Origin of the sequence: Longimicrobium sp. (assembly GCF_036399255.1) — a bacterium.
GTDB lineage: Bacteria > Gemmatimonadota > Gemmatimonadetes > Longimicrobiales > Longimicrobiaceae > Longimicrobium.
Genome location: NZ_DASWNM010000174.1, coordinates 1 through 21,800 on the forward strand (window position 1 = coordinate 1; position 21,800 = coordinate 21,800).

The 21,800-nt window shown below is 69.0% G+C and carries 33 protein-coding genes and 1 pseudogene; 1 reads left to right on the plus strand and 33 read right to left on the minus strand.

Annotated elements, in window-relative coordinates:
- Positions 1 to 446: 446 nt before the first annotated feature.
- Together VGC13_RS33120 and VGC13_RS33125 are read right to left on the minus strand one after the other, a co-directional pair.
- The gene (locus VGC13_RS33120) at positions 447 to 2,060 is read right to left on the minus strand and encodes a hypothetical protein (RefSeq protein WP_331129648.1); all 1,614 of its coding nucleotides are present in this window, start codon (positions 2,058 to 2,060) and stop codon (positions 447 to 449) included.
- Between the two features lie 1,060 nt (positions 2,061 to 3,120).
- Positions 3,121 to 3,840, minus strand: a complete 720-nt coding sequence (locus VGC13_RS33125) for a peptidase E (protein WP_331129649.1) — start codon at positions 3,838 to 3,840, stop codon at positions 3,121 to 3,123.
- Between the two features lie 256 nt (positions 3,841 to 4,096).
- Between VGC13_RS33125 and VGC13_RS33130 the strand changes: the two genes are divergently transcribed.
- Positions 4,097 to 4,636 (plus strand): hypothetical protein, encoded by a 540-nt coding sequence (locus tag VGC13_RS33130; protein WP_331129650.1) that lies wholly within the window; start codon positions 4,097 to 4,099, stop codon positions 4,634 to 4,636.
- Between the two features lie 244 nt (positions 4,637 to 4,880).
- Here VGC13_RS33130 and rplQ read toward each other — a convergent pair whose 3' ends face one another.
- From rplQ to tuf, 31 genes and pseudogenes are all read right to left on the minus strand, one after another.
- Positions 4,881 to 5,264 (minus strand): 50S ribosomal protein L17, encoded by a 384-nt coding sequence (rplQ, locus tag VGC13_RS33135; RefSeq protein WP_331129651.1) that lies wholly within the window; start codon positions 5,262 to 5,264, stop codon positions 4,881 to 4,883.
- Between the two features lie 3 nt (positions 5,265 to 5,267).
- The gene (locus VGC13_RS33140) at positions 5,268 to 6,323 is read right to left on the minus strand and encodes a DNA-directed RNA polymerase subunit alpha (RefSeq protein ID WP_331129652.1); all 1,056 of its coding nucleotides are present in this window, start codon (positions 6,321 to 6,323) and stop codon (positions 5,268 to 5,270) included.
- Positions 6,324 to 6,445: 122 nt separating this feature from the next.
- Entirely contained in the window at positions 6,446 to 7,084 is a 639-nt protein-coding gene (gene rpsD, locus VGC13_RS33145; RefSeq protein ID WP_331129653.1) for a 30S ribosomal protein S4, read from the minus strand.
- A 167-nt stretch (positions 7,085 to 7,251) separates the two neighbouring features.
- The gene (gene rpsK, locus VGC13_RS33150) at positions 7,252 to 7,644 is read right to left on the minus strand and encodes a 30S ribosomal protein S11 (RefSeq protein ID WP_331129654.1); all 393 of its coding nucleotides are present in this window, start codon (positions 7,642 to 7,644) and stop codon (positions 7,252 to 7,254) included.
- Positions 7,645 to 7,831: 187 nt separating this feature from the next.
- On the minus strand, positions 7,832 to 8,212 hold the full coding sequence (gene rpsM, locus VGC13_RS33155) for a 30S ribosomal protein S13 (RefSeq protein WP_331129655.1): 381 nt from the start codon (positions 8,210 to 8,212) through the stop codon (positions 7,832 to 7,834).
- Positions 8,213 to 8,244: 32 nt separating this feature from the next.
- Entirely contained in the window at positions 8,245 to 8,361 is a 117-nt protein-coding gene (gene rpmJ / locus VGC13_RS33160) for a 50S ribosomal protein L36 (protein WP_325311953.1), read from the minus strand.
- A gap of 214 nt (positions 8,362 to 8,575) precedes the next feature.
- Positions 8,576 to 9,325, minus strand: coding sequence for a type I methionyl aminopeptidase (gene map, locus VGC13_RS33165; RefSeq protein ID WP_331129656.1), 750 nt, complete (start codon positions 9,323 to 9,325; stop codon positions 8,576 to 8,578).
- Entirely contained in the window at positions 9,322 to 9,951 is a 630-nt protein-coding gene (locus VGC13_RS33170) for an adenylate kinase (RefSeq protein ID WP_331129657.1), read from the minus strand. Before VGC13_RS33170 ends, map begins: the two co-directional genes overlap by 4 nt.
- Before the next feature lie 138 nt (positions 9,952 to 10,089).
- A complete protein-coding gene (secY, locus tag VGC13_RS33175) occupies positions 10,090 to 11,415 on the minus strand; it encodes a preprotein translocase subunit SecY (RefSeq protein ID WP_331129658.1) in 1,326 nt (441 codons plus the stop codon).
- A gap of 2 nt (positions 11,416 to 11,417) precedes the next feature.
- Positions 11,418 to 11,876, minus strand: a complete 459-nt coding sequence (gene rplO / locus VGC13_RS33180) for a 50S ribosomal protein L15 (protein WP_331129659.1) — start codon at positions 11,874 to 11,876, stop codon at positions 11,418 to 11,420.
- Positions 11,869 to 12,066, minus strand: a complete 198-nt coding sequence (gene rpmD, locus VGC13_RS33185; protein WP_331129660.1) for a 50S ribosomal protein L30 — start codon at positions 12,064 to 12,066, stop codon at positions 11,869 to 11,871. Before rpmD ends, rplO begins: the two co-directional genes overlap by 8 nt.
- Entirely contained in the window at positions 12,059 to 12,763 is a 705-nt protein-coding gene (rpsE, locus tag VGC13_RS33190; RefSeq protein ID WP_349264277.1) for a 30S ribosomal protein S5, read from the minus strand. Before rpsE ends, rpmD begins: the two co-directional genes overlap by 8 nt.
- Positions 12,764 to 12,775: 12 nt before the next feature.
- Complete coding sequence (rplR, locus tag VGC13_RS33195; RefSeq protein WP_331129661.1) at positions 12,776 to 13,153, minus strand: 50S ribosomal protein L18; 378 nt, start codon at positions 13,151 to 13,153, stop codon at positions 12,776 to 12,778.
- 51 nt (positions 13,154 to 13,204) lie between these two features.
- Positions 13,205 to 13,744 (minus strand): 50S ribosomal protein L6, encoded by a 540-nt coding sequence (gene rplF / locus VGC13_RS33200; RefSeq protein WP_331129662.1) that lies wholly within the window; start codon positions 13,742 to 13,744, stop codon positions 13,205 to 13,207.
- A 13-nt stretch (positions 13,745 to 13,757) separates the two neighbouring features.
- Entirely contained in the window at positions 13,758 to 14,150 is a 393-nt protein-coding gene (gene rpsH, locus VGC13_RS33205) for a 30S ribosomal protein S8 (RefSeq protein WP_331129663.1), read from the minus strand.
- Positions 14,151 to 14,360: 210 nt separating this feature from the next.
- Positions 14,361 to 14,546 carry a type Z 30S ribosomal protein S14 gene (locus VGC13_RS33210; RefSeq protein ID WP_331129664.1) on the minus strand — a complete coding sequence of 62 codons (186 nt, stop codon included), beginning with the start codon at positions 14,544 to 14,546 and terminating at the stop codon, positions 14,361 to 14,363.
- Between the two features lie 134 nt (positions 14,547 to 14,680).
- Entirely contained in the window at positions 14,681 to 15,289 is a 609-nt protein-coding gene (gene rplE, locus VGC13_RS33215; protein WP_331129665.1) for a 50S ribosomal protein L5, read from the minus strand.
- A gap of 148 nt (positions 15,290 to 15,437) precedes the next feature.
- A complete protein-coding gene (gene rplX, locus VGC13_RS33220; RefSeq protein ID WP_331129666.1) occupies positions 15,438 to 15,764 on the minus strand; it encodes a 50S ribosomal protein L24 in 327 nt (108 codons plus the stop codon).
- Positions 15,764 to 16,132, minus strand: a complete 369-nt coding sequence (rplN, locus tag VGC13_RS33225; protein ID WP_331129667.1) for a 50S ribosomal protein L14 — start codon at positions 16,130 to 16,132, stop codon at positions 15,764 to 15,766. The genes rplX and rplN overlap by 1 nt, the downstream gene beginning before the upstream one ends.
- Positions 16,133 to 16,212: 80 nt before the next feature.
- Positions 16,213 to 16,503 (minus strand): 30S ribosomal protein S17, encoded by a 291-nt coding sequence (rpsQ, locus tag VGC13_RS33230; RefSeq protein ID WP_331129668.1) that lies wholly within the window; start codon positions 16,501 to 16,503, stop codon positions 16,213 to 16,215.
- Positions 16,503 to 16,706 (minus strand): 50S ribosomal protein L29, encoded by a 204-nt coding sequence (gene rpmC, locus VGC13_RS33235; protein ID WP_331129669.1) that lies wholly within the window; start codon positions 16,704 to 16,706, stop codon positions 16,503 to 16,505. The genes rpsQ and rpmC overlap by 1 nt, the downstream gene beginning before the upstream one ends.
- Positions 16,703 to 17,155, minus strand: a complete 453-nt coding sequence (rplP, locus tag VGC13_RS33240) for a 50S ribosomal protein L16 (RefSeq protein WP_331129670.1) — start codon at positions 17,153 to 17,155, stop codon at positions 16,703 to 16,705. Before rplP ends, rpmC begins: the two co-directional genes overlap by 4 nt.
- Positions 17,156 to 17,167: 12 nt before the next feature.
- The gene (gene rpsC / locus VGC13_RS33245) at positions 17,168 to 17,830 is read right to left on the minus strand and encodes a 30S ribosomal protein S3 (protein ID WP_331129671.1); all 663 of its coding nucleotides are present in this window, start codon (positions 17,828 to 17,830) and stop codon (positions 17,168 to 17,170) included.
- 5 nt (positions 17,831 to 17,835) lie between these two features.
- A complete protein-coding gene (gene rplV, locus VGC13_RS33250; protein ID WP_331129672.1) occupies positions 17,836 to 18,195 on the minus strand; it encodes a 50S ribosomal protein L22 in 360 nt (119 codons plus the stop codon).
- 22 nt (positions 18,196 to 18,217) lie between these two features.
- Positions 18,218 to 18,505 carry a 30S ribosomal protein S19 gene (gene rpsS, locus VGC13_RS33255; protein ID WP_331129673.1) on the minus strand — a complete coding sequence of 96 codons (288 nt, stop codon included), beginning with the start codon at positions 18,503 to 18,505 and terminating at the stop codon, positions 18,218 to 18,220.
- Positions 18,506 to 18,690: 185 nt separating this feature from the next.
- Entirely contained in the window at positions 18,691 to 19,536 is an 846-nt protein-coding gene (gene rplB, locus VGC13_RS33260; protein ID WP_331129674.1) for a 50S ribosomal protein L2, read from the minus strand.
- A gap of 4 nt (positions 19,537 to 19,540) precedes the next feature.
- The gene (rplW, locus tag VGC13_RS33265; RefSeq protein ID WP_331129675.1) at positions 19,541 to 19,831 is read right to left on the minus strand and encodes a 50S ribosomal protein L23; all 291 of its coding nucleotides are present in this window, start codon (positions 19,829 to 19,831) and stop codon (positions 19,541 to 19,543) included.
- The gene (gene rplD / locus VGC13_RS33270) at positions 19,824 to 20,465 is read right to left on the minus strand and encodes a 50S ribosomal protein L4 (RefSeq protein WP_331129676.1); all 642 of its coding nucleotides are present in this window, start codon (positions 20,463 to 20,465) and stop codon (positions 19,824 to 19,826) included. The genes rplW and rplD overlap by 8 nt, the downstream gene beginning before the upstream one ends.
- Positions 20,466 to 20,479: 14 nt before the next feature.
- On the minus strand, positions 20,480 to 21,097 hold the full coding sequence (rplC, locus tag VGC13_RS33275) for a 50S ribosomal protein L3 (RefSeq protein ID WP_331129677.1): 618 nt from the start codon (positions 21,095 to 21,097) through the stop codon (positions 20,480 to 20,482).
- A gap of 10 nt (positions 21,098 to 21,107) precedes the next feature.
- Complete coding sequence (rpsJ, locus tag VGC13_RS33280; RefSeq protein WP_331022403.1) at positions 21,108 to 21,416, minus strand: 30S ribosomal protein S10; 309 nt, start codon at positions 21,414 to 21,416, stop codon at positions 21,108 to 21,110.
- Positions 21,417 to 21,514: 98 nt separating this feature from the next.
- Positions 21,515 to 21,800, minus strand: a pseudogene (gene tuf / locus VGC13_RS33285) (elongation factor Tu); the annotation flags it as partial.

Genomic DNA, 21,800 nt, shown 5'->3' on the forward strand with positions numbered 1-21,800 from the left:
GCGCATCCCCCGGGATGCGCGGCCGCTCTGTCGTGGGTTGCGGCAGGCTTCTCGTGATTGAGCCCGGCGCGATCCAGGGAACGCTTACCGCTCCGCGCACTCCGCCCGGGAGCGAAATGATGCCCATTGCGGATCTGATCCGGTGATCGCGAAGGGCATCGAACCGCGCCCGCGGGGTGCCCCTCCCCCGGCCCCTCCCCGCTCGTTCCTCACGGAGAGGGGAGAATGCGATCGCGATCTGCAAGCGACCGCTTCGGCCACTCACTCTCCAGGCCTCTACGTGGCAGGCACTTGCCCGCACCGCAACGCCGCCTGTCCGCGAAGGCGGACGTCGTGTGGTTGTTGCAGCGAATTCATTCGCCCTTGCGGCCCCTGGCAGAGCCCCAGGGCCCATTCCCCACGAAGATCCAGACGACGCCGGCCGTCCGCACGCGGATCGGCGGCGCCTACCGCCCCGCCGCCGCCGGCGCGGCGTCCGCACGCCGCTGGATGGAGGCGATGAGGCCGCGGATCTCCGCCGCCCGCGCCGCGTTGCCTTCCGCCTCGTGCGCCGCCGCCAGCCCCCGCAGCGACTGCACGCGCAGCGGCGCCTGACGCAGCGCCGCCTCGAACGCGGCGCGGGCCTCCGCGGGGCGGTTCATCCGCAGCAGCACCTCTCCCAGCAGCTCGCGCGACGGCTTGTCGATGAACGGCGGCCCGAATTCGAAGGGGATGCGCTCCTCCAGCTCCGCCGAGGACGCCAGCAGCGCCACCGCCTCGTCGCGCCGCCCCTCCGCCAGCATCAGCATCGCCCGCAGCTGCTGCTCCAGCACCTGCGAGACGGAGGGATACGACACGCCCACCCGCGCCGCCGCCGGGTCCGCCACGATCTGCCGCCGCAGCTCGGCCACCTGCTCCACCAGCGGACGCGCCGCCGCCACGTCGCCGCGCGACAGCGCCGCGAACGCCGACGCCCAGGTGTAGCCCAGCCGCGCCACCCGGTCGCGGCCCAGCTCCACCGAAAGCCCGTTGGCCGGGCCCGCCCAGTCTTCCGTGTCAAGCAGGTAGCGCGTCCGCATCCCCACGAAGAAGCGGGCATCCCGGCTTGCCGCACCCGCCGCGGCCACTTCGGCGCGGCACCCGTCCAGCAGCCGCATCGCATCCCCGCTGCGCCCCTGCTGCAGGTAGCCGTACTCCAGCCACAGCGCATAGTGGCCGCACGAGGTGGGGCCTTGCCCCGCCGCCGCCCGTCCCTCGTTCACCACCCGCTGCGCCGTCTCGTTGGCGCTCACCACGTCGTCCCACATCCCCCGGGCAATGAAGATGTGCGATGTCATGTGCTGCGCGTGCGCGGCGCCCGGCGCGATCTCCGAGTACGCCCGCGCCGCGCGCAGCCCCAGCGGCGCGTGCGTGGGATCGTCGTAGGCGTGGATCAGGTAGTGCGCCGCGCCGGGGTGGCGCGGGTGCTGGCGGAACACCTCCTCCACCAGCGCCGCGGCGCGCATGTAGGTGGGCACGTGCCGCCCGCCGTGCGCCGTGCCCAGCAGCGCCAGCGCATGGAACGCCGCCGCCTCGGGATCGGCCGGATGCTTTTCGTGCAGCCGCTGCATGGCGCCCGCGTACGCCGAGTCGCGCGACTCCTTGCTCCCCGCCCCGTACAGCACCTCCAGCGCCCCCAGCCAGTCCCGCTCGCGCTCCGTGGGCGCCCGCGCCGCGCGTGCCTGCGCATCCGCGCCCAGCCGGGCGAGGGCGGCGCGGGCGGCGGCGCTGTCCTGCTCCATCCAGATCGGATGGTTGTGGGCCATCGCCTCGCCCCAGTACGCCATTGCGAACCCGGGCTCCAGCCGCTGCGCCTCCCTGAACGCGTCCAGGGCGGGCGGATACTCGAAGTTGTGCATCAGCGCCAGACCGCGCAGAAAGGCCGCGTGCGCCGCGGGCGATGCCGACGTCGGAAAGTCCACCTCCCCCTGCCGGTCCGCCGCCGCGCCGGACCCGTGCACGTGCTCCCCCTGCCCCGCCGCCGGCGAAGCAGCCAGCGCAAGCGCAAGCGGGACGATCAGGATGCGGTGGAAAATCTTCATCGGCGGATATCCGTCGGGAGGATGATTGGAGGATGCGGCAGGAGCATGATAGCGCGCCCCCGCCCCGTCTCCTACGCTACCGTGCAATCCCGTTCGGACGCACGTCAGGGGGTGTTGCCAAACCTGACCCCGTGATTGACTTCCTGAGGAAGGCGCCGCTCCTCGATCTGCGGGTACGAAAAAGCCATGGCGCCGACCGAAGGACCTCGTTGGCACAACCGGGGGGCTGGTCTCGCGGCATGAAGCCAGTCCCGGCCTCGCCGGAGAGTAGGTCCTTCGGTCGCGCGCAGGCGGTTGTGTGGAATCGGGTTACGTGGTGCGCTCCCTCAGGAAGTCATCGCTTCTTTGCGAGCTGGGGGGTTTGGCAACACCCTCTCAGGTGCAGGTCGCGCCGCGGACCCCGTAGAGCGCGTCACCCTCCCCCACGCCGTTCGCGGGAGAGGGCCGGGGTGGGGGACGCCAGCGGACGCAGCGCGATCCGTATCGGAGCCTCGTGGATTCAGCCCCGCGGTCCGCGCAGGCGGACGTTGCGACTTTCCAGCGGCGAACCATACCCGCTGCGGATCTGATTCGATGATCGCCTGCTGCGGACGCGCAGTTGCTCGGGACGCCGCATAGAGACGGGGCCGCCGAGTCCGCGAAGGCGGACTTTGCGTTCTTCCAGCGGCGAATTCATTCGCTCCTGGAGGCGGACCGGGCCGGAACCCGATCACGATTGCCCGGCTCTCCCGAGAGGGTGTTGCCAAACCTCCCAGCGTGCTTGACTTCCTGAGGGAGGCGCCGCTCTGCAACTCGCTTGCACACTGCACCTTCGCGCCGACCGAAGGACCTCGCCAGCAGAACGGCGGAGCGGGTCCCGTGCCCTGATCTGGCCCCTGCGCCACCGAGACGAGGTCCTTCGGTCGCGCGCAATCCGTAGTGTGACTTCTGGTTGGACGTGATGCGCTCCCTCAGGAAGTCACCGCTTCGTCATGGATTTGAGGTTCAGCAACACCTTCTGAGGCTGAGAGGACCTGGGTAAATCCCGACTCCCGGAGCCGGAATCTCGAATCCCGCTCCCCTACGACGTCTCGCCCAGGTACTCCGGCTGCACGCGCTCCGTCCGCACGCCGTCGCCCTCCGGGGTCATGCGCCACGCCGCCGCCGCCGGCCGCGACGAGATGATCCGCCGCAGCGTTCCATCTACGTAGTGCAGCCCCACCCCGTCCTCGGCGGCGAACCCCGCCATGCCGGTGGCGCGGACGAACTCCGGGAACTCGAGCGGGCGGCGCGGATCGCTGTCGTAGTGCGGGCAGAAGCTCCCCGGCAGAAAGCCCAGCCCGTTGTTCAGCGGGTTGAGCCCCGGGCCGTACGAGTCGGTGATGCCGCGCTCGAACCAGCACAGGCCGCCGGCGCTCAGCCCGCAGGCGATGGTGCCCTGCGCCAGCACGCGCGGCAGCACGTCGGCCAGCCCCTGCGCGCGCCAGACCGCCAGCAGGTTCACCGTGTTGCCGCCCCCCGCGTAGATCACGTCCTGCTCCGAGAGGAACTCGTACAGGTCGTCCACCGTGCGGCTGAACAGCGACAGGTGGGTCGCCTCGCAGCGGTCCTCGTGAAAGACCTCGTAAAAGCGGTCGATCCACCCCGCCGAGTCGCCGCTGGCGGTGGGGATCAGGCACACGCGCGGGCGCGTCTTGCCGGTGAGCGAAAGGACGTAGTCGTCCAGCAGCGGGTTGTCGGGCTCCATGGCGAACCCGCCGCCGCCGAACGCAACGATCTGGCCCTGGGTGATGAGAGGCATGGATCGGGTGCCGGGGGATGCGCGGCGCTCCATTCGGAGCCGCCGCTCCACGATGGTGCAAAACACGGAACGCGACAAGATGCGGAATGCGGCCGATGCCCGAAAGGCGTCCCCGTCGAATCCCTCCGCGGCGCCGGCCCGCGCGCCGGTATCCCGCTTGCGCCCCTGACTCCCGGGCCTCCCGTCGCCGGACCCGGCGAGAGAGGCGCATCCCCCTGCCGATTCCACTGCCGCAACCCGGAGAAGTACCGTGCGAATGCTAAAGATTTCCGTCCTTGCCCTGGTGTCGGCCCTGTCGCTGGCCGCCTGCGGCCGCGACGGGCTGACGGACCCCGATGACCTCCGCACAGGACAGTTCGAGGGCCAGATCTCGGGCACCCTGGACGGCTGGGTAGAGGGCGAGGCCCTGTCCGGAAGCACCTCGCAGAACCTGCACGACCTCATCGTGCTCACCGACTACGAGCAGGGGATCGAGATTACCCTGTACCACGCCTGGGACGAGTTCTACGAGGGCCGCTTTCCCATCGGCGACGCGGTGCTCGAAGACGAGGACATCGTGGCGTACGTGCGCCTGCTGGACACCGGCGAGTGGTTCGACTCGGTGGACGGCGTGATCGACCTGCACGACGTGCGCGGCAGCGGCATCGCCGGCACCGCCAGCTTTCGCGCCGAGAGCGAGTTCGACTCCCGCGACGTCCTGGACGTGGACGTCTCCTTCGTCACCGACTACGACGGCGGCATCGACTTCAACCTGAGCCCCTCCTTCTCCGTCCGCGCCAAGCCCACGAGCCGCTGACGGCGAAGGTGGATCCACGCGAAGGCGCGGAGGACGCCGGAAAGCCGGATCCTGAAAAAGAATGATCGTACAGAGGAACAGAGTCAGACGGAGAGAGTTGAAACATCAGCTTGGCTCCTCTGTCTGACTCTGTTCCTCTGTACCCATTGCCGTTTGCCGGAGCCGGACGAAACGAAGAACCCCGCGGCCTCCAGAAGGAAGCCGCGGGGTCTCTCGTAAGTCGATCCGCGTGAGCGGACGCCGCTTACTTCGCGGGCGCCGCCGCCTCGGCCGGACGGTCCACCAGCTCGATCAGCGCCGTCTCGGCGCCGTCGCCCTGGCGAAAGCCCGTCTTGAGGATGCGGGTGTAGCCGCCCACGCGCGTCGCCGACGCCGGACCGAGCTGGTCGAACAGGCGGATCAGCGTCTCGCGGTCCTGCACGTGGCGCGCGGCAAGCCGGCGGCTGTGCAGGTCGCCGCGCTTGGCCAGGGTGATCAGCTTTTCCGCGAACGGACGAAGCTCCTTGGCCTTGGCGGTGGTGGTCTCGATGCGGCCGTGGCGGAACAGGCTGACCGCCATGTTCCGGAGCAGGGCCAGCTTGTGCTCCGACGTGCGGCCGAGCGCGCGGCCCTTGTTTCCGTGTCTCATGGCTTACAGCTCCCCGGCGGGCGCGTCGGCGCCCCCGTTCTGCTCGTTGTTGTCTTCGTCGCGAACCACCCACCACAGGGTGCCGCCCTCGTCCGACTCAAGCGAGCTGCCGAAGCGCAGGCCGTGCCCCGCCAGGAAGTCGCTGATCTCCTGCAGAGACTTCTTGCCGAAGTTGTCGATGGCAAGCATCTGCTGCTCGGTGCGCTGCACCAGGTCGCGGACCGTGTGGATGTTTTCCTTCTGCAGCGAGTTGCGGCTGCGCACGGAAAGCTCCGCCAGGTCCTCGATGGGCCGGTTCAGCAGCTCCTGCAGGCGCGGCGGAATGGGCGAGCGCCCCGCCGGCACCGAGGCGCCGTTGCCGCCCGTGTCGCCCCAGCTGCGGTCGCCGCGCCACTCCGGCGTGCCCCCGGCCAGAAAGGCCAGGTGCTCGATGGCCAGCCGCGCGGAGTACTGCACCGCCGACGGCACGTCGATGGCGCCGTTGGTCTCCACTTCCAGCACCAGCCGGTCGAAGTCCGTGCGCTGGCCCACGCGGGTCTCCTCGACCACGAAGTTGGCGCGCGTCACGGGGTTGTAGATGGCGTCCACCCGCACCAGGTCCGCGGGCATGCCGCGGGGAATGGGGTGCGCCTCGGCGGGGACGTAGCCCCGCCCCTTGTTCACGTACAGCTCGATGCGCAGGTCGCGGTCGTCCTGCAGCTCGAGGATGTGGTGGTCCAGGTTCACCACGTCCACCGACGGGTGGCCCGTGATGCTGCGCGCGGTGACGGGGCCGGCCTTGTTGGCCCGCAGCTCCAGCACCGCCTCGTCGGCGTCCTCGTCCATCCGCAGCACCAGCGACTTCAGGTTGCGGATGATCTCGTGCACGTCCTCCACCACGCCGCCCACGGTCTGGTGCTCGTGCAGCACGCCGTCCGAGCGGAACGCCCACACCGCCGAGCCGCGAAGGCTGCTCAGCAGGATGCGGCGAATGGTGTTGCCCAGCGTATGGCCAAAGCCCCGCTCCAGCGGCCGCAGCACGATCTGGCCCGTGCGCGGCTGCTCCGGCAGGTTCGGCATCTGAAGGCCGGTAATATCGAGTTCCACTATGGTCCCCTCCCCGATGTGGACAGGATGCGGGAAAGACCCGGGCGGCGGGGGCGCCGTTCAGCGCCCCGCCGCGTCGGGTCCACTCCTCACGCTTACTTGCTGTAGAGCTCGACGATGAGCTGCTCCTGCACCGCCAGCGGGATGTCCGCGCGGGTGGGCCGGCTCACCATCCGCCCGGTGCGCGAGCCCTCGTCCACCGCCAGCCAGCCCACCGTGCTGGGCTTGGTCTTGGCGGCCAGCGAGGCCTGCACCGGCAGGATGTCCTTGCTCTTGGGCGCGATGCGCACCTCGTCGCCCGGCCCCACCTGGGCGCTGGGGACGTCCACCAGGCGGCCGTTCACGTGCACGTGGCGGTGGCGAATGAGCTGGCGCGCCTCCTTGCGGCTGCTGCCGAAGCCCATGCGGTACACCACGTTGTCCAGACGGCTCTCCAGGGCGACCAGCAGGTTCTCGCCCGTGATGCCCGTCTGGTGCGCGGCCTTCTCGAACAGGTTGCGGAACGGGCGCTCGGCCACGCCGTAAATGCGCTTCACCTTCTGCTTCTCACGCAGCTGGTGCGCGTACTCGCTCGCCTTCTTGCGGCGCCCGCCGCCCGACTGGCCGTGCTGGCCGGGGGCGTAGGGGCGGCGCTCCACCGGGCACTTCTCGGTAAAGCACTTGGTGCCCTTCAGAAACAGCTTCTGCCCCTCGCGGCGGCAGAGCTTGCATACGGGTCCGGTATAACGGGCCATGGTTGGTCTAACCGTGTCGGTTGTGAGTGTGTCTCGGCTTCGTCCCCCCGACGGTCGCGAGGGTTTACGCCAGGAACTGCAGGGAATAGTTGTCAGGGAATAGGGAATAGCCAGCAACGGCCGGGGCCGTTCAGGCCCGCTATTCCCTGTTCCCTGTTCCCTCGTTGTTACACGCGGCGCTTCTTGGGCGGGCGGCAGCCGTTGTGCGGAATGGGCGTCACGTCGCGAATGCTGCGGATGCCCAGCCCGCTGGCGGCCAGCGCCTGGATGGCGCTCTCGCGGCCGCTGCCGGGGCCCTGCACGTACACGTGCACGCGCTTCACGCCCATCTGCAGCGCCTCGCGGGCGGCCTGCTCGGCCGCCACGGTGGCCGCGAAGGGCGTGCTCTTCTTGCTCCCCTTGAAGCCCGCCTTGCCGGCGCTTCCCCACACGACCGAGTTGCCGGCCATGTCGGTAATGCTCACCAGCGTGTTGTTGAACGTCGCCTTTACGTGGGCGATGCCCTCGCTCTCGACGTGGCGCTTGGTCTTGGGGCGCCCCGCCTGCTTCGGCTTTGCCATGCGGATATCTCTTGTGTGGGTGCGCGGCCTGCCGCGCGTCCGGTACGGCTCCCCGCCGGAACTTCCGGCGGAGTGGTCATCGGCCCCGGCGTGCGCCGCGGCCGATCACACGGAAGTACCATGTGCCTAGTACCAAGTGCCCAGGCTTGAGACCTCGGCACTTGGTACTTGGCACTAGGTACTTCTGTTACTTCTTGCCCGGCTTCTTCTTGCCGGCGATCGCCCGGCGCGGGCCCTTCTTGGTGCGCGCGTTGGTGTGCGTGCGCTGGCCGCGAACCGGCAGGCCGCGGCGGTGCCGCAGGCCGCGGTACGATCCGATGTCCATCAGGCGCTTGATGTTGCGCGCGATCTCGGAGCGCAGCACGCCTTCCACGCGAATGCTCGCGTCGATGATGCGGCGCAGCTTGTTCACGTCCTCGTCGTTGAGGGCGTTCACGCGCGTGTCGGGGTTGATCCCCGCTTCGCCCAGGATCTTGCGCGACGTGGCGCGGCCGATCCCGAAGATGTAGGTAAGGCCGATCTCCACGCGCTTCTCACGCGGAAGATCGACACCGGCGATACGAGCCATCCTGCTGTTCTCCTGTTGCCGAGTCTGGCGGTTTAGCCCTGGCGCTGCTTGTGGCGCGGGTTCTTCTTGCAGATGATACGGATCACGCCCCGCCGCCGCACCACCTTGCAGTGCTCGCAGATCGGCTTTACGCTCGCGCGGACCTTCATGTTCGCCTCGCTGTATCCTGAATGAACAGAGCCTGAGAAACTAACCGTACTTCCACGATCCCGCAACCCCTGACCGGGGCGGAGTCGAACTGCGTGCCTGGATGCGGAAGTGGTTCTCCGCGGCACCTGGTGCCTAGTGCCTGGTGCCTAGTACCTAGTGCCTAGTGCCGGCGACGATCACTCGGCACTCCCGCACTAGGTACTCGGTACTTTCTTATACCGTGAGGATCCGCGGGCCGTCCGCGGTCACCGCCACCGTGTGCTCGAAGTGCGCGGAGACCTTGCGGTCGGCCGTCACCACCGTCCACCGGTCCGGCAGGGTGCGCACGCCGGCCGAGCCCAGGTTGAACATGGGCTCGATGGCCAGCACCATCCCCTCCAGCAGCTTGAGCCCCTTCCCCGCCGTGCCGAAGTTGGGCACCTGGGGCTCCTCGTGCGGCTGGCGGCCCACGCCGTGGCCCACCAGCTCGCGCACCACGCCGTACCCCGCCTGGTCGGCCACCGCCTGGATGGCCGCGCCCACGTCGCCCAGCCGGCGGCCGGGGTGCGCCTGCTCGATGCCGCGCGACAGCGCCTCCCGCGTGCGGTTCAGCAGCCCCTGCACCTCGGGGGCGATGGCGCCCACCGGCAGCGTCACCGCCGCGTCGGCGTAAAAGCCCTCCAGCTTGACCCCGCAGTCCACGCTCACCACGTCGCCGTCCTGCAGCGCGCGGCGAGTGGAGGGGATCCCGTGCACCACCTCGTGGTTCACGCTGATGCACAGCGTGGCCGGAAAGCCGTACAGCCCCTTGAAGGCCGGCTCGGCCCCGGGGTGGGCGCGGATGAAGTCCTCGGCCCAGCGGTCCAGCTGCGCCGTGGTCACCCCCGCGCGCACCTCGGCCGGGATCCGCCGGTACAGCTCGGCCAGGATGGCGCCGGCGCGGGCGATCGTGTCGATCTCCGCGGCTGACTTCAGGTGGATCACCGCCCCAGCAGCCCCAGGATCTCCGACTGCACCGCGTCGATGGCGCCGCCGCCGTCCACCGTGTGCACCGGGACCCCCGCCTGGCGGTAGTGGTCCACCAGCGGCGCGGTGTTCTCGCGGTACACCTCGAGCCGGTGGCGCACCGTCTCCTCCACGTCGTCCGGGCGCTGGATGCAGCGGGGCGCGATCTCGGCCGGCGGCGGGTTGTGCTCCTGGTGGTACACCACCCCCGTCTCGGGGTCGGTGCGCCGCCCGCTCATCCGCCGCACGATGTCGTCGTCGTTCACGTCGATGTAGACCACCGCGTCGATGCGGCGCCCCACCTCGGCCAGCAGCCCCTCCAGCGACCGCGCCTGCGCCACGTTGCGCGGGTAGCCGTCGAAGATGGCGCCGGCGGCGGCGTCGGAATCCAGCCGCTCGCGCACCAGCCCCAGCACGATGTCGTCGGAGACCAGCTGCCCCGCGTCCATCACCGCCTTGGCCTTCAGCCCCAGCTCCGTCCCCTGCCGCACCGCGTCGCGCAGCATGTCGCCCGTGGCGATCTTGGGAACGCCCAGCCGGGTGGCAAGCAGAGCGCCCTGGGTGCCCTTGCCGGCACCCGGGGCGCCAAGGAGAACGAGATCCATTGAGGAGATCCGGTCTGCGTCAGTGAAAGAAAAACCAGAACAATCGTTGCCGGCGCAAGAAAAAGAAGTACCTGGTGCCGAGTACCTGGTGCCTGGACGAATTCAGGCACCAGGTACTCGACAACTAGGTACTCGGTACTAGATGTATCTTTCCTGCCGTCCGCGGAACTTCACGCGGCCCTTCTTCATGAACCCGTCGTAGCGGCGCAGCAGCAGGTGCTGCTGCATCTGCTGAACCGTGTCGAGCGCCACGCCCACGCAGATCAGCAGGCCCGTGCCGCCCAGCACCTGGCTCAGCCCGCCCACGCCCGCGGCCTGCAGCATGGCCGAGGGGATCAGCGCGATCCCCGCCAGGAACAGCGCGCCCGGCAGCGAGATGCGCGTCATCACCCGGTCGATGTACTCGGCCGTGCGCGCGCCCGGCTTGATCCCCGGTACGAACGCGCCCTGCTTCTTCAGGTTCTCGGCGATGTCCACGGGGTTGTAGATGATCGCCGTGTAGAAGTACGTAAAGAACACGATGAGCACCGTGAACGCCACGTAGTAGGGCCAGCTGTTCACCGCGAAGGTGTCGGCCACCGCGTTCAGCATCCCCGAGTCGGTGAACTGCCCCACCGTGGCCGGGACGATCATGATCGACTGCGCGAAGATGATGGGCATCACGCCCGCCATGTTGATGCGCAGCGGGATGAACGACTTCTGCCCCTGCCGGATGCGCCCCCGCCCCATCACCTTCTGCGGGATCTGCACCGGGATCTTGCGGGCGGCCATGGTCACGGCCACGGTCCCCGCGATGATCATGGCCAGCGCCGCGGCCAGCACCACCAGCGCCACCGGGTTCACCTGCCCCAGCCCCACCAGGCGGCCGGTCTCGTACAGCGCAGCCGGCAGCCCCTCGATGATGCCGAAGAAGATGAGCAGGCTCATCCCGTTGCCGATGCCGCGCTCGGTGATCTGCTCACCCAGCCACATGATGAAGATGGCGCCCGTGGTGAGCGTCAGGATCATCATCAGCCGGAACGCCAGCCCCGGGTTCTGCACCGCCCCCGGCACCTGCGTCTCGATGAACATCGCGAAGCCGTACGCCTGGAACACCGACAGGATCACGGTGGCGTACCGCGTCCATTGCGTCAGCTTCTTGCGTCCGTCCTCGCCCTCCTTCTGCATCTTCTCCACCGACGGCACCACCGCCGCCGCCAGCTGGAACATGATGCTCGCGGAGATGTAGGGCATGATGCCCAGGGCGAACACCGTCGCCCTGGACAGCCCGCCGCCCACGAACATGTCGTAGATCCCGAAGGCGGTGCCCTGCAGCGTGCCCGCATACTCGCGCAGCGCCGCCACGTCGATCCAGGGCGCGGTGATGTGCGCGCCGATGCGGTACACGACCAAGCACAGCAGCGTGAAGAGGATCTTCGCCCGGAGCTCCGGGATGCGCCACAGGGTCGCTACGGGATTGGCCATGGTCAGCCGATCTCCTGCACGGTGCCGCCCTGCGCCGCGATCTTGTCACGCGCCGCCTGGCTGAACTTGTGAGCCGAAACGTCCAGCCTGCGGGTCAGCTCGCCCGTCCCCAGCACCTTCACCGGGCGGCCGGCGTGGCCGATCAGCCCGCCCGCCTTCAGGCTCTCGGGCGTCACCGGCCCGTCACCCTCCAGCGCCTCGAGCTGGTACAGGTTCACCACCTGGTACTCCGTCCGCTGCAGCGGGGTGAACCCCCGCTTGGGCAGCTGGCGGTGCAGCGGCATCTGGCCGCCCTCGTAGCCGGGCTTGCCGCCGCCGGGGCCGTGGTGGCCCGCGCGGGCCTTGGAGCCCTTGTGGCCCTTGCCCGCCGTCTTGCCGGTGCCGCTGCCGGGGCCGCGGCCCAGGCGCTTGGTGTCGCGGTGCGACCCCTCGGGGCGGCGCAGGTTGCTCAGGTCAGCCATTGGTCTCCTGCCCTTCTGTCTCTTCCACCTTCACCATGTGGCGCACCTGGAAGAGCATCCCGCGGATGGCCGCGTTGTCTTCCTGCTCCACCGACCGCTGGTGCTTCAGCCCCAGCGCCTGCAGCGTGCGGCGGTGCTTCTCGGGCGCGCCGCTGATGCTCTTGGTCTGCGTGATCCGGAGCTTAGCCACGAGCACCTCCCAGCGCCTCCACGGGCACCCCGCGCTCCATCGCCAGCTGCTCGCGGGTCACCAGGTTCGTCAGCGCGTCCATGGTGGCGTGCACCATGTTGAACGGGTTGTTGCTGCCCAGCGACTTGGTCAGGATGTCGTGGATGCCCACGCACTCGAGCACCGCGCGCACCGGGCCGCCCGCGATCACGCCGGTACCCGGCGCGGCCGGACGCAGCAGGACGCGCCCCGCGCCGTGCTCGCCGATGATGTCGTGGGGCACCGTTCCGTGGCGCACCGGCACCTTCACCATGGCGCGGCGGGCCGACTCGAGCGCCTTGCGCACCGCCTCGGAGACCTCGTTGGCCTTGCCGGTGCCGATGCCCACCTTCCCCGCCTGGTCGCCCACGGCCACCAGCGCCGTAAAGCTGAACCGCCGGCCGCCCTTCACCACCTTGGCCACGCGGTTGATGTGGACCACGTTCTCCTTCAGCTCGCTTTCGCGCGCGCCGCCGCCCTGGCCGCCGCGCCCGCCGCCGTCGCGCCCGCCGCCGCGTCCGCCGCGACCGCCGCGGTCGTCGCCGCCGCGGCCGCCGCCGTCGCGCCCGCCGCCGAAGCCGCCGCGCCCGGGGCCGCCGGGGCGACCGCCCCCGAAGCCGCCGCCGCGCCCGCCACGGCCACCGCCGCCGCCGGACCCACCGCCTCTGTTCTCAGCCATTCGTCGGTCTCCTTAGAAGTCCAGGCCGCCCTCGCGGGCGCCCTCGGCGAAGGCCTTGACCCGGCCGTGGTACACGTAGCCGCCGCGGTCGAACACCACCTTGGTGACGCCCATCTCGCGCGCCTTCTCGGCCAGCGCCTTGCCCGCGGCATGGCTGGCTTCCGTCTTGTTCATCTCGCCGCGCTTTTCGCGCAGCCCGGCGTCCAGCGTGCTCAGCCCGGTCAGCGTGCGCCCCGCCACGTCGTCGACCACCTGGCCCTCGACGTGGTTGATGGAGCGGTGAATGACCAGGCGCGGCCGCTCGGCCGTGCCGTGCACCTTGGCCCGCACCCGGCGGTGCCGGCGCTCGCGGCGCTGCTCGCGGGTCTTGACCCGTCTCGAAGTAGCCATCGTTTCCTCTGGGTGACTATGCGATGATCAGCCGTGTAGGGAGGGGGCGGCTTACTTGCCGCCCGCCTTGCCCGCCTTGCGGCGGATCACCTCGCCCTGGTACTTGACGCCCTTGCCCTTGTACGGCTCGGGCGGCCGCAGCGACCGGATCTCGGCCGCCACCTGTCCAACCACCTCCTTGTTGGTCCCGCTCACCTCGACCACGGTGGGCGAAACCGCCCGCAGGCCGATGCCTTCGGGCGCCTTGTACTCGATGGGGTGGCTGTATCCCAGCTGCAGCGTAAGGCCGAACGGCTTGGTCTCGGCCCGGTAGCCCACGCCCACGATCTCCAGGATCTTGGTGAAGCCCGTGGTCACGCCCTCGACCATGTTGGCCACCAGCGTGCGGCTCAGCCCGTGCAGCGAGCGGTGCCGCGGCTCGTCGCTGGGACGCTCGATGATGAGCTCGCCCTCTTCGCGCCGCACCACCACGTCGGGGTGCAGCGTGCGGACCAGCTCGCCCCGGGGGCCCTTCACGCGCACCGTGTTGCCGTCCAGCTGCACGTCCACGCCGGCGGGGACCGCGATCGGCCGTCTTCCGATTCTCGACATTAGATCGTCTCCCTTACCAGACGAAGGCGATGACTTCGCCGCCGATCTTGGCCGCGCGGGCCTCACGGTCGGTCATCACGCCCTTGGAGGTGCTCAGCATGGCCATGCCCAGGCCGTTGCGCACGCGCGGGATCTCCTCGACCCCCACGTACTTGCGCAGCCCCGGCTTGCTGATGCGGCGCAGCTCGCGGATGACCGGCTTTTCCTGGTAGTACTTCAGGTACAGGCGCAGCACGCCGAAGCGGCCGTCGTCCAGCAGCTTGAAGTCGTGGATGTAGTGGTTTTCCTTGAGAAGACGCGCGATCTCCGTCTTCAGCTTGGAAACCGGCATGTCCACCCGCCGCTGGCGCGCGCCCTGCGCGTTGCGGATGCGGGTGAGCATGTCGGCGATGGGGTCCGTCATCATGCTCGTGTCTCCTTCAGTATCCGGCCAGTCTGCCGGACTTGGAGGAAGGTGGATTGTCAAAAACCAGTGCGCTTCTCGCCCCGGGCCGGGTAATCTAACCCCGCCCCGGACTTTTTTGCACTGGCACCCTGCCGGCGGGGAGAAGGAACGAGGAATCCGGGAAGCCCTTGCAGGCTATTCCCTATTCCCTGTTCCCTGTTCCCTGCCGTGCTACCAGCTCGCCTTGCGAACGCCCGGGATCTCGCCGCGCAGCGCCTGCTCGCGGAAGCAGATGCGGCACAGGCCGAACTTGCGCAGGAACGCGCGCGGGCGGCCGCACCGGTTGCAGCGGTTGTAGCCGCGCACGCCGAACTTGGGCTTGCTGTTGGCCTTCTCGATCAGGGCCTTGCGTGCCATGACGTCAATCTTCTGTTGCGGTTCTGCTGCGCTGGAGCGTAAGTGCCCAGTGCCCGGTGCCCAGTGACCAGTGCCCGGCGTCGCCCGTACTGGGCACTTGGCACTTGAACCTGGGCACTCTCGTCATCCGTCCGTTACGCCGCTTCGGCCTGGGGGCCGGCCATCGCCTGCACCGGGGACTCGCCGCGGAACGGCATGCCCAGCTCGCGCAGCAGCGCCAGCGCCTGGTCGTCCTTGGAGGTGCTGGTCACGATGGTGATGTCGAAGCCGTGAACCTGCTCCACCTTGTCGTAGTCGATCTCCGGAAAGATCAGCTGCTCCTTGACGCCCAGCGTGTAGTTGCCGCGCCCGTCGAACGAGCGGGTGTTCACGCCGCGAAAGTCGCGCACGCGCGGCAGGGCCACGTTGATCAGCCGGTCCAGGAACTCCCACATCCGGTCGCGCCGCAGCGTGACCGACGCGCCCACCGGCTGGTTCTCGCGAAGGCCGAAGTTGCTGATGGCCTTCTTGGCCCGGGTGACCACGGCCTTCTGGCCGGTGATCTGCCCCAGCTCCGACACCACGCCGTCGAGCAGCTTGGGGTTCTTGCTGGCCTCGCCCAGCCCCACGTTGATCACCACCTTTTCCAGGCGGGGGATCTGCATGGGGCTGCTGAAGCCGAAGTCCTGCTGCAGCTTGCCGCGGACCGACGATTCGTAGAACGCCTGCAGCCGGGGCTTGCCCGCGCCGTTGCTCTCAGCCATCTCGTTTGTCTCCGTTCCGTATCCCTCGGCGTCCCTGCGGACCCTCGGGGCGGTCGCGATGTGAAGAAGAAAAAAGTGCCTAGTGCCCAGTGCCTAGGTTCAAGTGCCCGGATCAGTTACTGGGCACTTGAGCCCGGGTACTCGACCCTTACGCCTTCGGAATCACCTGGCCCGACTTCACCCCCACCCGCTCGCGCTTGCCGTCGGAGCCCACCTGGCTGCGAACCCGCGTGGGCTCGCCCGTCTTGGGGTCGATCAGCATCACGTTGCTGGCGTGCACCGGGGCCTCGAACTCCACGATGCCGCCCTCGGGGTTGGTCTGCGAAGGCTTCATGTGGCGCTTGCGCCGGTTGATGCCCTCGATGACCACGCGGTTCTTGTCGGGCTCCACCCGGAGGACGGTGCCCTCCTGGCCCCGGTGGTTGCCGCGGATGACCATCACCCGGTCGCCGCGGCGGATCTTGAGGCCGGCCATCAGATCACCTCCGGGGCCAGCGACACGATCTTCATGTAGCGCTTCTCGCGCAGCTCGCGGGCAACCGGCCCGAAGATGCGCGTGGCGCGGGGGTCGCCCGCGTCGTTGATGATGACGGCCGCGTTCTCGTCGAAGCGGATGTACGAGCCGTCCTTGCGCCGGACGTTGCGGGTGGTGCGAACCACCACGGCCTTGGCGACGTCGCCCTTCTTTACGGTCCCGTCCGGCAGCGCGTCCTTTACGGCCACGATGATCCGGTCGCCGACCGAGGCGTAGCGCCGCTTGGACCCGCCCAGCACGCGGATCACCAGCGCCTTCTTGGCGCCGGAGTTGTCCGCGATGCGTACGATGGATTCCTGCTGCAGCATTGCGTGTGCTCCCTCGTTTTATCCAATGCCGCGCGCGCCCGGGAGCGGATGGTCCGCCCCCGGCGCGCCGGCCGCCGATGTCAGCGGGCCCGCTCGATCAGCTCGGACACGCGCCAGCGCTTGAGCTTGCTCAGCGGGCGGGTCTCGGTGATGCGGACCACGTCGCCGACGTGGAAGTCGTTGTTCTCGTCGTGCGCGTGGTACTTCTTGGTACGCGTCACCTGCTTGCCGTACAGCGGGTGGGCGTAGCGGCGCTCCACCTTCACCACCACCGTCTTGTCCATCTTGTCGGACACCACGGTGCCGGTGCGCGTCTTGCGCCGGCCGCGCTCTTCCTGCGCGTCCACGGCCTGGTTGTTCTCGGCGGCCATCAGCGGGTCCCCCCGTTCAGTTCACGCTCGCGCTGCGCCGTCTTCAGGCGCGCGATGTCGCGGCGGATGGTGCGCAGCAGGATGGGATTCTCCAGCTGCTGCGTGCCCGATCGAAAGCGCAGCCGGAAGCGCTCCTCCTGGAGCTGCTCGATGCGATCGGTGATCTCCTGGTCCGTCAGCTCGCGGACTTCGTTCCCCTTCACGCCTCACCTCCCTGTGCGGCGGCGGCGGCCGGCGCTTCGTGGCGCTCGCGGACGATGAACTTGGTCTTCACGGGAAGCTTGGCGGCGGCCAGCTGCATGGCGCGCTTCGCCACCTCGGGGGCCACGCCCTCGAGCTCGAACATGATGCGCCCGGGCTTGACCACGGCCACCCACGCCTCGGGGTTGCCCTTGCCCTTGCCCATGCGCACTTCGAGGGGCTTCTTGGTGATGGACTTGGCCGGGAAGATCCGGATCCACACCTTTCCGCCGCGCTTGATGTGGCGCGTCATGGCGATACGGGCGGCCTCGATGGTCCGGTTGGTGATCCAGCCGGGCTCCAGGGCCTGCAGGCCGTAGTCGCCGAACGCCACGTAGTTGCCGCGCGTGGCCTTGCCACGCATGCGGCCCTTCATCTGCTTGCGGTACTTGACTCTCTTGGGAGCGAGCATTTCTCCGTCTCCTTACGCGTCGGTCGAGTAGGTCCGGCCGCGCCGGTTCTCGACCACTTCGCCCTTGAACACCCACACCTTCACCCCGATGGTGCCGTAGGTGGTGCGGGCGGTGGACTGCGCGTAGTCGATGTCGGCGCGCAGCGTCTGGAGCGGGATCCGCCCCTCCTTGTATCCTTCGGTGCGGGCGATCTCGGCGCCGTTCAGGCGGCCGGCCAGCTGCACCTTGATGCCCTCGGCGCCGGAGCGCATGGCGTTCTGCACGGCGCGCTTCATGGCGCGGCGAAACGAAACGCGCTGCACCAGCTGGTGGGCGATGCTGTCGGCGACGAGCTGGGCGTCCACCTCGGGGCGCTTCACCTCCTCGACGTTGATCGCCACCTCGTTGCCGGGGCTGAGCCGGCTCAGCTCGTCACGAAGCTTGTCGACCTCGCTGCCGCCCTTGCCGATCACCACGCCGGGACGGGCGGTGTGCAGGGTGACGATGGTCTTCCCCGGCTTGCGCTCGATCTCCACCTCGGAGATGGAGGCGTGCCCCAGGCGCTGGTGCAGGTACTTGCGGATGGTCTCGTCCTGCATCAGCAGCTGCGGGAAGTTCCGCTCGGCGTACCAGCGGCTCTTCCACGTCGCGACGATGCCCAGCCGGAACCCTCTCGGATGCGTCTTCTGTCCCACGGTGTCTACTCCTTGTGGTCGGCGCGGTCGACGACGATGACGACGTGGCTGGTGCGCTTCAGGATCGGCGTGGCGCGCCCCATGGCGCGCGGGCTGAACCGCTTGAGCGTCCGGCCCTCGTTCACGTAGGCCTCCCGGACCACAAGGTCGTCCACGTCCACGAACGACCCTTCCTTCTCGGCCTTCTGGGTGGCGTTGGCCACGGCCGAGCGCAGGGTCTTCTCGATGGGCGTGGTGGCCGCCTTTTTCGAGAACTTCAGGATGGAGTAAGCCTCGTTTACACCCCGTCCACGGATCAGGTCCACCACCATCCGCATCTTGCGGGGGCTCATCCCGACGCTGCGGGCCATTGCGCGAGCTTGCATTTTTCGGCTTCCTTTCTCGCGCTTAGCGCGCCTTGGCGCGCTTGTCGACGAGCTTGCCACCGTGGCCCTTGAAGGTCCGCGTGGGGGCGAACTCGCCGAGCTTGTGCCCGACCATGTTCTCGGTGAGGTACACCGGGATGAACTTGTTGCCGTTGTGCACGGCCAGCGTGTGTCCGATGAACTCCGGCGTGATGGTCGAGGCGCGCGACCAGGTCTTCACGACCCGGCGCTCGTTGCGCTCGTTCATCCCGCGGACCTTCTTGAGGAGGCTCTCTTCCACGAAGGGCCCCTTCTTCAGACTCCTCGGCATTCCTTGGTTCCTTCTTCGCTCTTAGTCCCGTTTCCCCCGGCGCCTGTGCCGGGGGCGGAGTCCACGTGCGGGGCGTTCCCGCAGTGGTGGACGCGCCTGGGTTGAACAGCGAGTGCGTCAGTGCGGGAGTGCGGAAGTGCGGAAGTCTTCACTTTCGCACTCACGCACTCACGCACTTTCGCACTTTACTTCGTCGCCCGTCCGCGCTTGCGGCCGCGGACGATGAGCTTGGTCGAAGCCTTCTTCGACCGGCGGGTCTTGACGCCCTCGCTCTTGCCCCAGGGGGAGACCGGGGGGCGTCCGCCCGACGTCTTGCCCTCGCCGCCGCCCATCGGGTGGTCGACGGGGTTCATGGCCACGCCGCGCACCTTGGGGCGCTTGCCCCGCCAGCGGTTGGCGCCGGCCTTGCCGATGCTCTGCTTCTCGTGGTCCACGTTGCCCACCTGGCCCACGGTGGCCATGCACTCGCGGCGCACCAGGCGCACCTCGGTGCTGGGCATGCGCAGCGTCACGTGCTCGCCTTCCTTGGCGACCACCTGCACGCCGGCGCCGGCGCTGCGGGCCATCTGGCCGCCCTTGCCCGGGCGCAGCTCCACGTTGTGCACCGTGGTGCCCAGCGGGATCTCGGCCAGCGGCATGGCGTTGCCCACGCGGATGTCCGAACCCGGGCCCTGCTCGACGCGGTCGCCCACCTTGATCCCGCGGGGGGACAGGATGTAGCGGCGCTCGCCGTCCTCGTACACCACCAGCGCGATGTTGGCGGTGCGGTTGGGGTCGTACTCCACGCGCTCCACCTTGCCGGCGATGCCGGGCTTGTTGCGCTTGAAGTCGATGACCCGGTACAGGCGCTTGTGCCCGCCGCCGCGGCGGCGGCTGGTCACGTGGCCGTGATGGTTGCGGCCACCGGACTTTTCGTTGGCGCCCTCGGTCAGCGACTTCTCGGGACGCCCGGAGTGCGTCACCTCGGCAAAGTCGCTGATGGAGCGAAAGCGCGTGCCGGCCGTCATGGGCCTGAACTGCTTGGTCGGCATTGTGTTACACCCCCTCGAAGATCTCGATGGAGTCGCCCTCGGCGAGGGTGACCACGGCCTTCTTCCAGGAAGCCTTGCGGCCTACCCACTTGCCCATGCGCTTTTCCTTGCCGGCATAGCGCATGGTGCGGACGTCCCGGACCTTCACGTTGAACTGCTTCTCGATCGCGCTGGCGATCTCGATCTTGTTGGCGTCGTTGGCCACCACGAAGGTGTACGCGCCGTGCAGGTCCAGCTGCTGGTGGGACTTCTCCGTCACCAGCGGCTTGACCAGGATCTCGCTGACCTTACGCATTCACCACCTCCTCGGCGGGCACCGCCGACTGCAGGGCCGACGCCTCGATGACCAGCTGGCGCGCCTTCATCACGTCGTACGCCGAGGCCTGCGCAAAGGGCAGAACCTCCACGTTGGGCAGGTTGCGGAACGAGCGGAACACCGTCTCGTTGTTCCCGTCCGTCAGCACCAGCACCCGCTTGGCGCCGGCGACGCCCATCTTGCCCAGCAGCCCCACGGCCTCGCGGGTCTTGGGGGCGTCGAACGCCAGGCGCTCGATCACCGTGACCTGCTCGCCCTGCGCCTTGGTGTTGAAGGCCGAGCGGCGGGCCAGCGCCTTTACCTTGCGCGGCACGTCCTGGTGGTACGAGCGCGGGTGCGGGCCGAACACGATGCCGCCGCCCCGCCAGTGCGGAGCGCGGATGGTGCCCTGGCGCGCGCGGCCGGTGCCCTTCTGCTTCCAGGGCTTGCGGGCGCCGCCGGAGACGTTGGCGCGCGTCTTGGTGCTGGCGTTGCCCTGGCGGCGGTTGGCCAGGATGGCCTTGACCACCTGGTGCAGCACGGCGTCGTTCACCACGCCGTCGAAAAGCTCCTCGGGGAGCTGGAACGCCTCGCCGGGCTCGCCGGCGGCGTTGAAGTACTTTGCGGTAAGCATCTCTCGCGCTCCCCTTACTGCCTGGTGACGAACACGACGCCGTTCACCGGCCCCGGAACGGCGCCGCGCACGTACAGCAGGTTGCGCTCGGCATCGACCTTGGCCACCAGCAGGTTGCGCACGGTCTGCTGCGCGTTCCCCATGTGGCCCGGCATCTTCTTGCCCTTGATGACGCGGGACGGGTTGGTGCCCGCGCCGATGGAGCCCGGCGCACGGTGCACGCGGGTGGCGCCGTGGCTGGCGCGTCCGCCGCCGAAGCCGTGGCGCTTGACGACGCCCTGGAAGCCGCGGCCCTTGGTCACGCCCGTGACCTTGACGCGGCCGCCGCGCTCGAAGCCCTCGACGGTGACGTTCTCACCGACGGCCGGGGCCGCGTCGAAGCGGAACTCCTTGAGCACCGACGGCGCGGCCTCGAGGCCCGCCTTGGTCGCGTGGCCCTTCTCGGCCCGCGTGGCGCGGCTGTCCTTCTGCGCGCCGAAGCCCAGCTGCACGGCCGTGTAGCCGTCGCGGTCGTCGGTGCGAACCTGCACGACGGGGCAGGGCCCCGCCTCGATGACGGTCACGGGCACGACGGCGCCGGACTCGTCGAAAATCTGGGTCATGCCCAGCTTGCGTCCGATGATTCCCGACATCTCGTCCTCCTCAGTCCACCTTGATCTCGACGTCCACACCAGCCGGCAGATCCAGCTTGGTGAGGGCGTCGACGGTCTGCGGGCGAGAATCGAGGATGTCGATGACACGCTTGTGCGTCTTCAGCTCGAACTGCTCGCGGCTCTTCTTGTCCACGTGCGGCGACCGCAGGACGGTCCACCGCTGGATCCGCGTGGGGAGGGGGATCGGGCCGCTGATGCGGGCGCCGGTCTTCTCCGCCGTGCGGACGATGTCGGCCGTGGTCTGGTCGATCACCGCGTGATCGAAGCCCTTCAGCCGGATACGGATCTTGCCTGCCATGTTTCCTGAATTCGGTTGGACGGTTGCAACTGCTTCGGCGCGGAACGCGGATGGCGGGGACGGCATGAGCCTCCCCGCATCCGCAGCCGCCAACCGGTTCAGTCCAGGATCTCGGTAACGACGCCGGCGCCCACGGTGCGGCCGCCCTCGCGGATGGCGAAGCGCAGCTCCTTCTCCATGGCAATCGGCGTGATCAGCTCCACGGTCATCTGCACGTTGTCGCCCGGCATCACCATCTCCACCCCCTCGGGGAGGTTGGCGTTGCCCGTCACGTCCGTCGTGCGGAAGTAGAACTGCGGGCGGTACCCGTTGAAGAACGGCGTGTGGCGGCCGCCCTCTTCCTTGGTCAGCACGTACACCTCGGCCTTGAACTTGGTGTGCGGC

Excerpts from the sequence above, each read along its gene's own strand:
- rpsS (WP_331129673.1), bottom strand. The coding sequence starts at position 18,505 with ATGCCGAGGAGTCTGAAGAAGGGGCCCTTCGTGGAAGAGAGCCTCCTC.
- secY (WP_331129658.1), bottom strand. The coding sequence starts at position 11,415 with ATGGCCAATCCCGTAGCGACCCTGTGGCGCATCCCGGAGCTCCGGGCG.
- rpsK (WP_331129654.1), bottom strand. The coding sequence starts at position 7,644 with ATGGCAAAGCCGAAGCAGGCGGGGCGCCCCAAGACCAAGCGCCACGTC.
- rplB (WP_331129674.1), bottom strand. The coding sequence starts at position 19,536 with ATGCCGACCAAGCAGTTCAGGCCCATGACGGCCGGCACGCGCTTTCGC.
- VGC13_RS33140 (WP_331129652.1), bottom strand. The coding sequence starts at position 6,323 with ATGCCGAACCTGCCGGAGCAGCCGCGCACGGGCCAGATCGTGCTGCGG.
- rplX (WP_331129666.1), bottom strand. The coding sequence starts at position 15,764 with ATGGCCGGCCTCAAGATCCGCCGCGGCGACCGGGTGATGGTCATCCGC.
- rpsJ (WP_331022403.1), bottom strand. The coding sequence starts at position 21,416 with ATGGCAGGCAAGATCCGTATCCGGCTGAAGGGCTTCGATCACGCGGTG.
- rplE (WP_331129665.1), bottom strand. The coding sequence starts at position 15,289 with ATGGCTGAGAGCAACGGCGCGGGCAAGCCCCGGCTGCAGGCGTTCTAC.
- rplD (WP_331129676.1), bottom strand. The coding sequence starts at position 20,465 with ATGCTTACCGCAAAGTACTTCAACGCCGCCGGCGAGCCCGGCGAGGCG.
- VGC13_RS33125 (WP_331129649.1), bottom strand. The coding sequence starts at position 3,840 with ATGCCTCTCATCACCCAGGGCCAGATCGTTGCGTTCGGCGGCGGCGGG.
- VGC13_RS33170 (WP_331129657.1), bottom strand. The coding sequence starts at position 9,951 with ATGGATCTCGTTCTCCTTGGCGCCCCGGGTGCCGGCAAGGGCACCCAG.
- rplC (WP_331129677.1), bottom strand. The coding sequence starts at position 21,097 with ATGTCGGGAATCATCGGACGCAAGCTGGGCATGACCCAGATTTTCGAC.
- VGC13_RS33120 (WP_331129648.1), bottom strand. The coding sequence starts at position 2,060 with ATGAAGATTTTCCACCGCATCCTGATCGTCCCGCTTGCGCTTGCGCTG.
- rpsD (WP_331129653.1), bottom strand. The coding sequence starts at position 7,084 with ATGGCCCGTTATACCGGACCCGTATGCAAGCTCTGCCGCCGCGAGGGG.
- VGC13_RS33130 (WP_331129650.1), top strand. The coding sequence starts at position 4,097 with ATGCTAAAGATTTCCGTCCTTGCCCTGGTGTCGGCCCTGTCGCTGGCC.
- rpsQ (WP_331129668.1), bottom strand. The coding sequence starts at position 16,503 with ATGGCCGCCGAGAACAACCAGGCCGTGGACGCGCAGGAAGAGCGCGGC.
- rplO (WP_331129659.1), bottom strand. The coding sequence starts at position 11,876 with ATGGCTGACCTGAGCAACCTGCGCCGCCCCGAGGGGTCGCACCGCGAC.
- rplQ (WP_331129651.1), bottom strand. The coding sequence starts at position 5,264 with ATGAGACACGGAAACAAGGGCCGCGCGCTCGGCCGCACGTCGGAGCAC.
- rpsM (WP_331129655.1), bottom strand. The coding sequence starts at position 8,212 with ATGGCTCGTATCGCCGGTGTCGATCTTCCGCGTGAGAAGCGCGTGGAG.
- rplV (WP_331129672.1), bottom strand. The coding sequence starts at position 18,195 with ATGCAAGCTCGCGCAATGGCCCGCAGCGTCGGGATGAGCCCCCGCAAG.
- rplF (WP_331129662.1), bottom strand. The coding sequence starts at position 13,744 with ATGTCGAGAATCGGAAGACGGCCGATCGCGGTCCCCGCCGGCGTGGAC.
- VGC13_RS33210 (WP_331129664.1), bottom strand. The coding sequence starts at position 14,546 with ATGGCACGCAAGGCCCTGATCGAGAAGGCCAACAGCAAGCCCAAGTTC.
- rpsE (WP_349264277.1), bottom strand. The coding sequence starts at position 12,763 with ATGGCTGAGAACAGAGGCGGTGGGTCCGGCGGCGGCGGTGGCCGTGGC.
- rpmJ (WP_325311953.1), bottom strand. The coding sequence starts at position 8,361 with ATGAAGGTCCGCGCGAGCGTAAAGCCGATCTGCGAGCACTGCAAGGTG.
- rpsH (WP_331129663.1), bottom strand. The coding sequence starts at position 14,150 with ATGATGACGGACCCCATCGCCGACATGCTCACCCGCATCCGCAACGCG.
- rplN (WP_331129667.1), bottom strand. The coding sequence starts at position 16,132 with ATGCTGCAGCAGGAATCCATCGTACGCATCGCGGACAACTCCGGCGCC.
- rplP (WP_331129670.1), bottom strand. The coding sequence starts at position 17,155 with ATGCTCGCTCCCAAGAGAGTCAAGTACCGCAAGCAGATGAAGGGCCGC.
- rplW (WP_331129675.1), bottom strand. The coding sequence starts at position 19,831 with ATGCGTAAGGTCAGCGAGATCCTGGTCAAGCCGCTGGTGACGGAGAAG.
- rplR (WP_331129661.1), bottom strand. The coding sequence starts at position 13,153 with ATGGCTACTTCGAGACGGGTCAAGACCCGCGAGCAGCGCCGCGAGCGC.